The organism is Burkholderia sp. AU16741, assembly GCF_002223345.1.
GTDB classification, from domain to species: Bacteria; Pseudomonadota; Gammaproteobacteria; order Burkholderiales; family Burkholderiaceae; genus Burkholderia; species Burkholderia sola.
Window position 1 is genome coordinate 60,013 of sequence record NZ_NKEZ01000010.1, and the last position, 7,524, is coordinate 67,536.

The 7,524-nt window shown below is 68.3% G+C and carries 5 protein-coding genes; 4 read left to right on the forward strand and 1 reads right to left on the reverse strand.

What is annotated here, in order from left to right; translation table 11 throughout:
* Positions 1–312 precede the first annotated feature (312 nt).
* The 4 genes from CFB89_RS29100 to CFB89_RS29115 all read left to right on the forward strand — a co-directional run bounded on the left by CFB89_RS29100 (position 313) and on the right by CFB89_RS29115 (position 6,369).
* Positions 313–1,563 (forward strand): DNA repair exonuclease, encoded by a 1,251-nt coding sequence (locus CFB89_RS29100; RefSeq protein ID WP_089470974.1) that lies wholly within the window; start codon positions 313–315, stop codon positions 1,561–1,563.
* A 3-nt stretch (positions 1,564–1,566) separates the two neighbouring features.
* On the forward strand, positions 1,567–5,037 hold the full coding sequence (locus CFB89_RS29105; RefSeq protein ID WP_089470975.1) for a YhaN family protein: 3,471 nt from the start codon (positions 1,567–1,569) through the stop codon (positions 5,035–5,037).
* 120 nt (positions 5,038–5,157) lie between these two features.
* Positions 5,158–5,682: an HD domain-containing protein gene (locus CFB89_RS29110; RefSeq protein ID WP_089470976.1), complete on the forward strand. Its 525-nt coding sequence runs from the start codon at positions 5,158–5,160 to the stop codon at positions 5,680–5,682.
* A gap of 9 nt (positions 5,683–5,691) precedes the next feature.
* Positions 5,692–6,369 (forward strand): DUF429 domain-containing protein, encoded by a 678-nt coding sequence (locus CFB89_RS29115; RefSeq protein WP_089470977.1) that lies wholly within the window; start codon positions 5,692–5,694, stop codon positions 6,367–6,369.
* Between the two features lie 146 nt (positions 6,370–6,515).
* Here the strand turns inward: CFB89_RS29115 and CFB89_RS29120 are convergent, their stop codons facing one another.
* Positions 6,516–6,953, reverse strand: a complete 438-nt coding sequence (locus CFB89_RS29120) for an ATPase (RefSeq protein WP_256979792.1) — start codon at positions 6,951–6,953, stop codon at positions 6,516–6,518.
* Between the last annotated feature and the right edge of the window lie 571 nt (positions 6,954–7,524).

The window sequence follows — 7,524 nt, forward strand, 5'->3', positions numbered from 1 at the left end:
GGACGATCGCGCGGCCATCATTTCGTGCGCTGCCCGTTCTTCGACGGCGCGGTATCGCTGTCGCTCGCTCGTGCTGCGGCACAATGTCGGTTCGCATCGGTATCGTGTGCTTCCCCGCCATCCGGACCGACGGAGAACGCATGTCGTTACCCGCCTTCAGGTACCATCCCGACCCGCTTGCAGCGGGCAGCATGATCAGCTCCGGCGCGTGTCGCCGGTGCGGCGGCAAGCCCGGCGGCTACCGGTCCTGCGCTTGACGGCACGGCCCGTGCGAGCGGCGTCGCCCGTTCGCCATAAAACAGAGGAACCTTCGTGAAGTTCATCCACGCGGCAGACATTCACCTTGACAGTCCGTTGCACGGCCTGAGCGCGTATCCCGACGCGCCGGCCGCGCAGTTGCGCAACGCGTCGCGCGAGGCGTTGCGGCAACTCGTGGATCGTGCGATCGAAGAGGAAGTCGCGTTTCTCGTGATCGCGGGCGACCTGTACGACGGCGACTGGAAGGATCACAACACGGGCATCTTCTTCGGCCAGCAGATGGGGCGCCTGCGCAAGGCCGGCATCCGCGCGTTCGTCTTAGGCGGCAACCACGATGCCGAAAGCGAGATGACGAAAAAGCTGACGCTGCCCGACAACGTCACCGTGTTCGGCCACCGCAAGCCGGAAACCGTCAGGCTGCCGGAATTCGACGTCGCGCTGCACGGGCAGAGCTTCAAGGACAAGGCCGTCGTCGACAATCTCGCGATCGGCTACCCGGACCCGGTGCCCGGGCACTACAACATCGGCGTGCTGCACACGGCGCTCGAAGGCTACGCGGCGCACGCGAACTATGCGCCGTGCACGCTGGCCGAACTGCACGCGAAAGGCTACGACTACTGGGCGCTCGGCCACGTGCACGAATTCCAGCAATGGACGGGCCCGTCCACCGTCGTGTTTCCCGGCAACCTGCAGGGGCGTCATATCCGCGAGACGGGCCGGCGCGGCGCGGTGCTCGTGACGGTCGAGCAAGGCAGGACGCAGGTCGAACGCTTGTATCTCGACGTGCTGCGCTGGGAAGCCGTGTCGGTCGATGCGTCCGATTGCCAGTCGGTGGCCGATCTGTCGCGAAAGATCGGCCAGTCGCTGGAGGCGCTGTTGACCGTCGACGGCCACGTGCCGCGCGCGGTGCGCGTCACCGTCACCGGGCGCACGCCCGCGCACGGCCTCTTTTTCGGCCGTGCGCCGCAGTTGCGTGCGGAAGTGCTGAACCAGATCGGCATCATCGGCAACGAGCGGCTGTGGCTCGAGAAGGTCCGGCTCGCGACGTCCGCTGCCGATCGTCAGCCGGGCGAAAGCGAACCGCTCGAAGCGCTGGAGGACCTGAAGCAGATCCTGGCCGATGCCGCGCACGATCCCGATTTCCTCGCGCTGCTCGAACGCGACCTGAAGCCGTTCGTCGGCAAGGTCCGCAGCGACGTGAAGGAGGACGTGCCGTTGCTGACGATGGCGCGCGCGGGCCAGCTGACGGCGCTGGTCGAGCAGGTCGGGCCCGCGTTGCTCGCGCGGCTGGCGAGGGGGGAGTAAGCGATGCGCATCAGCCAGCTCGATCTGATCAAGTACGGCAAGTTCACCGACGAAACGCTGCGGTTCCCGTCGGCCGGCGAGGATTTTCATGTGATCGTCGGGCCGAACGAGGCCGGCAAGTCGACGATTCGCACGGCCGTGTCCGAGTTGCTGTTCGGGATGAAGCTCCAGACGCCGCTCGATTTCCTGCACAGCACGCCCGAATTGCGGATCGGCGGCGTGCTGGAGAGCGCCACGGGTGAACTCGCGTTCCACCGTGCGCGCGGGCGCAGTCCGTTGCGCACGCCCGCCGACGACAAGCTGCCCGACGACTATCTGGCGGCCGTCCTGGATGGCGCGACGCGCGAATTCTTCGAGCAGATGTTCGGGCTCGATCACGGGCGGCTGGTGGATGGCGGCCGTAGCATTCTCGACGCATCGGACAAGCTCGGCCAGGTGCTGTTCGAATCGGCTGCCGGGGTCGGCAGCCTCGGGCCGGTGCGCGAGGAGCTCGATGCGCGCGCGCTCGAATTGTGGGCGCCGCGTCGCAGCGGCAGCGCGTTTGCGCTGGCCGAAACGGCGTTCAACGAAGCGGTGGCCGAACTGAAGACGGTCCAGGTGCGCACGCGCGACTGGGTCGATCGCAAGGACGCGCGCGAAGCGGTCGAGCAGCAGATCGAGCAGGCGCGCGCGGAACAGCGCCGGCTCGAAGCGCTGCGCTCGAAGCTCGAACGCGTGCGGCGGCTCGCGCCGTATCTGAAGGAGCTGACGGTCAAGGACGCGGCGCTGGCGGAACTGGGTGCGGTCGTCGAGTTGCCGCCGACCGCGTATGCGGATCTGCTGAAGGCGCAGGGCGATCTCGCGGCCGAGCAGAAGGTGCTCGAAGAGCGGCGTGCCGATCTGCTCGCGAAGCGGCAGGCGCGCGATGCGATTGTCGCGGACGCCGACACGCTGGCGCTCGAAGCCGATATCGAAGCGCTCGATCGGCTGCGCGGCGCGTGCATGAATCACGCGCAGGATCTGCTGCTGCTCGGCGCGGACGTCGAACGGCATCTGTCCGCCGCGTCGTCGGCGGCCGCGCAGCTCGGCTGGCCGACGGACGAGGCGTCGCTGCGCGCCGCGTTGCCGACGGCGCTGTCGCTGAAGACGGTCGCGAACCTGCTGCGCGAACACGGCGCGCTGCATCAGGCGCTCGTCGGCGCGCGCGAATCGCTCGGCGAACGCACGCGCGAACTGGCGCAGGTCCGCGAACAACAGGCGCGCCTGTCGACCGTCGACGTGCCGGAAGCGTTGCGCGCGGCGCTGGCCGATGCCCAGGGTTTTCGCAACAGCGGCCCGCGCGAGCAGGCGCTCGCGCACGACATCGCGGCGGCCGAACGCACGCTGTCCGGCGCGCTCGATGCACTCGGACCATGGCGCATGCCGGTCGGCGCGCTGCGTGCGCTCGACGTGCCGTCGGCGGCACGGCTCGCCGCGCTGCTCAAGGAAGACAGCGAATGCGCGAGCGCGGCCGCTGCCGCGCGCGACGCGCGGGACGGTGCGCTCGAAGAGCTCGAACGACTTGAATTGCAGGAAAAGCATTTCGCGGAGAACCACAAGGTCGTCACGACCGCCGACGTGCTGGCGGCGCGCGCGCGTCGCGACGGCGCGTGGGGCGACGTCCGCAGCGGCGCCGTCGATCTCGCGACGGGCGCGCCGGCGGTCGACGACGCGATGCGTCTCGCCGACGAACTCGTCGATGCGCAGCTCGGCGCGACGCAGGCCGCGGCGACGCTGCAGTCGCTGCGTCAGCAGGTCGAATCCGCGCGGGCGGGCGTGGCGCGCCGGCAGGCGGCGCTGGAGGAACGCGAGCGCGAACTGGCTGCGCATCGCGATACGTGGGCCGCGCTCGCGACGGCGGCCGCGGTGCCCGGCATGCCGCTGGCGGCGATGGGCGACTGGCTCGCGAAGCGCGACGCGGTGTTCGCCGCGCAGGCCGATCTCGATCGTCAGCGCCGCGAACTCGATGCGATGCGTGCTGCCCGCGCCGGCGCGGAAACCGCGCTGCGTGTGGCGCTGCTGACGGTCTCGCGAGGCGGCGAGTCGGACGGGCTGGCCGCGCTCGTCGCCGTCGCCGAGACGTTCGTCCAGTCGGCCGAGAAAGCGGCCGCACGGAAGGACAGCCTCGACGATCGCGCGCGGGAAGCCGAACGCGGGTGCGCGACCGCGCAGTCGCGGGCCGACCACGCGCAGGCGGCTTACGACGCGTGGCAGGCGCAATGGCGCGACGCGCTGGCCGACGCGAAACTGTCCGCGAGCGCAGCGACGCTGGCCGCGGCGGAAGGGGCGCTCGGGCTCGCGAACACGGTGACGGCCGAACTGGCCGATGCCGACGCGCCGCGCAACCGGATCGCCGCGATCCGCGCGGAGCTGGCCGCGCTCGAGGCCGGTGCGCGACGGCTTGCCGAAGCGCTCGCGCCGGAATGGCTGGCGAGCGGCGACTGGCCGGACGTGGCGCGCCGGCTGACGATGCGCCTTGCGGCCGCGAGGGAAGTCGCGCGGGCGATCGATCGAGCCGACGAGGCCGTGCGGCAGGCCGACGCCAAGGTCGCGGACGCGGCTGCCGCGGTGGCGGGCGCCGATGCGCGTATCCAGCCGCTGCTGCAACTGGCCGGCGTCGCGTCGATCGACGCGGCGCTGCCGTTGGCCGAGCGCTCGGATCGGCAGCGCCAGCTTCGGCAGGCGGTCGATGCCGCGCATGAAGCGCTGGTGCGCGACGGCGACGGGCTGTCCCGATCCGCCGTCGAGGCCGAGGTGGCGGAACAGGACATCGCCGACGTGCCCGCGCATCTCGAAGCGGTGAAGCAGTCGCTGGGCGATGTCGGCAAGCGGCTGAACGAGCTGGCGCAGCAACAGGTCGTGGCCGACCAGGCGTTCGGCGCGATCGACGGCCAGGCGAACGCGGCGGTTGCCGAGTCGAAGCGGCAGGAAGCGCTGGCGGCGATGGGCGACGCGGCCGAACAGTATCTGGAGGCAGCCACGGCGAGCCGCTTGCTGAAGTGGGCGACGGATCGCTATCGCGACCAGAAGCAGGGGCCGATGCTCCGGCGTGCGGGCGAGATTTTCGTCGGGCTCACGCTGGGCGAATTCGCGAAGCTGACCGTCGATACCGAACGGACGCCGCCCGCGCTGTATGCGCGGCGCACGAGGGGAACGTCGGTCGAGGTCGCGGGGCTGAGCGAAGGGACGCGCGATCAGTTGTTCCTCGCGCTGCGGATCGCGGCGCTGGAGTTGCAGCTCGGCAGCCGCACCGCGTTGCCGTTCGTCGCCGACGACCTGTTCATCAATTTCGACGATGCGCGCGCGAAGGCGGGGCTCGACGCGCTGCGCGATCTGTCGACGCGCACCCAGGTGCTGTTCCTGACGCACCACGATCACCTGCTGCCGCTCGTGAGGGACGTGTTCGGCGCGCGGGTCAACGTGGTCGAGTTGCAGCGTGCGCCGGCCGGCGTATGACGCGGAGCGGGCCGGGATGCCGGCCCGCGGGAAGGGGCATCGCGTACAGGTAGTATGAGCAGTTCGGAAACGGATGCGGCCGGTTCGGCGGTCGCGGGTCTGGCCACACGAGGGGGGAATATGAAGAAGCTGGTAGCCGCGATTGCGTTCGCGGCGGACAAGCATCGCAATCAGCGGCGCAAGGACGAAGAGGCGTCGCCGTACATCAATCATCCGATCGCGCTCGCCGACGTGCTCGCCAACGAGGCCGGCGTCGAGGACGAACGCGTGATCGTCGCGGCGGTGTTGCACGACACGGTCGAGGATACGGAGACGACCGAGCAGGAGTTGCTGCGGCTGTTCGGCAAGGACGTGGCGGACATCGTGATGGAAGTCACGGACGACAAGTCGCTGCCGAAGGACGAGCGCAAGCGTCTGCAGATCGAGCACGCGGCCACCATCAGCCGGCGCGCGAAGCTCGTGAAACTGGCCGACAAGATCTGCAACCTGCGCGACATCGCCCGGCATCCGCCCGCGGACTGGCCGCTCGAACGCAAGCAGGCGTACTTCGACTGGGCGAAGTCGGTCGTCGATCCGATGCGCGGCGTCCATCCCGGTCTCGAGGCGATCTTCGACACCGCGTACGCCGCGCGGCCGGCGGACTGACGCACGCGCATGCGATCGGCCCGATCCGTCGCGCGGCAAGCGGCTGCCGTGGCGGGCGTCGACGTCGGCGGCGACAGGAAGCTGTGCGATCTCGTGATCCTGCGTGGGGCGACGGTCGTCTGCCGGGAGGCGCGGGTCGCGCCCGAGTCGCTAGCCGCCTTGTGTCTCGCTCATGACGTTGTCGCCGTCGGCGTCGACGCGCCGAGCCTGTGGTGGACGGGGAGCGGCCGCCGCGCGGCCGAACAGGCGCTCGCGCGTGAACGGATTTCGTGTTTCCCGACGCCGTCGCGTGAGCAGGCCGCCGCGAGCACGTCGGGCTTCTTCGACTGGATGTTCATGGGGGAGCGCGTCTACCGTGCGCTCGCGGACGCCTATCCGTTGCTGACCGACGCGTGCTACACGGGCGGACGCGTGAGCTTCGAAACCTATCCGTATGCGATTACTTGCGCGATGCTGGGCAAGGCCGTGGCGTCGGCGAAGCAGAAGCGCAACCAGCGCCGGCACTTGCTGGAGCGACTGGGCATCGACGTATCGACGCTGCGTTCCGTCGATGCGCGCGACGCGACGCTGTGTGCGTTGACCGCGCAGTACGTGATCGACGGGAACGCGCATGCGTACGGCGATGCGGCGGGCGGATACATCCGTGTGCCGATGATGAGCGAGACGATCGCGCTCGATTCGCCGTAGGAGCGGCGTGCTGCTCCGCGCGGGATGGCGGCCGCAGCGGCGTTTCGTGGGGGAATGCGGCAGGCCCGGCGACGGGCAGGTCAGCTAGCGACTGTCGGCGGGCGTGGCGCGACGCATCTACATCGCGCGATTTCGGGTCAGTCCGCTCAATCCTCGAGGATGGATTTCGGCACGCTGGACAGGTCGCAGGCTTGCGCGTGTTCGAAGTAGCTGTCCGCATCGTCGATCATCACGACCGCGACGTCGATCAGCTCGTCCAGCCGTTGGAGCAGCGATTCGCGCCACTCGATGTCTTCGTCGCGCTCGGGCGTCTTGTCCAGCTGCTCGATGATCGAGTCGGCCGTTTGCAGGAACGGAATGGCCTGCTGATAGTTTTCGATCGAGACCAGCGCCGCATTGCGTGCGCCGACGAGCCGCTCGCGATGCCTATCCGCCAGTTCGGATTCGCCGCTGATGCGCGGCAACAGGTCCGAGATGCGTTGCAGAAGCGGCGGCACCTGTTCTTCCAGCAGGATCGCGCGCTCGCGCAGTGCCGCGTATTCGTCGCGAAGGTCGCTGTCGCCGGATTGAGTCGTGCTGTCCATCGTCAATATGAGTGCGTGGTTCGGTCGCGGCATGATACTCGACCGCGCCAGTTTCCTTGCCTGTTCCGTGTCCCTTATATAGAAGGAAAGGGCGCCTTCGTCATATCTTTGAAAGGCGGCGTGCGTCGGGTTTCACGGCCCGTCGAGCCCGAAGCCCCCGTGCGCGTGAGCGCACGGAGGCTTTTTCAAACTTTCTTCACAAAGGGCTTGCGCGGATGGGGGCGGGTGCTTAGAATCACGCCTCTTTCGCGCTAACGCAAACACGGCGCGAGAGGAAGGGAAGCGGTGCTGTCGGGGTTCGGAGGTAGCGAGCCTTGGCGGTACAGGAAGTTGAGCCCCGCAGTCGCAACGAAGTCGTGTAGAAAGTTGTTGACGAGCTGCGAAACACGGTTCATAATCTCGTTTCTCTGCTGCTGAAAACGCAGCGCTGCCGGGAAACACGGAGTTCCTCGCAGAAATGCTCTTTAAAAATTAACAGCCGATAAGTGTGGGCGCTTGATGGCAGCGAGCTGATCCTCGGATCAGATAGCAAAAGTATCAAGAGTCTCACACTAAAGTAAGTCAGGTTTAT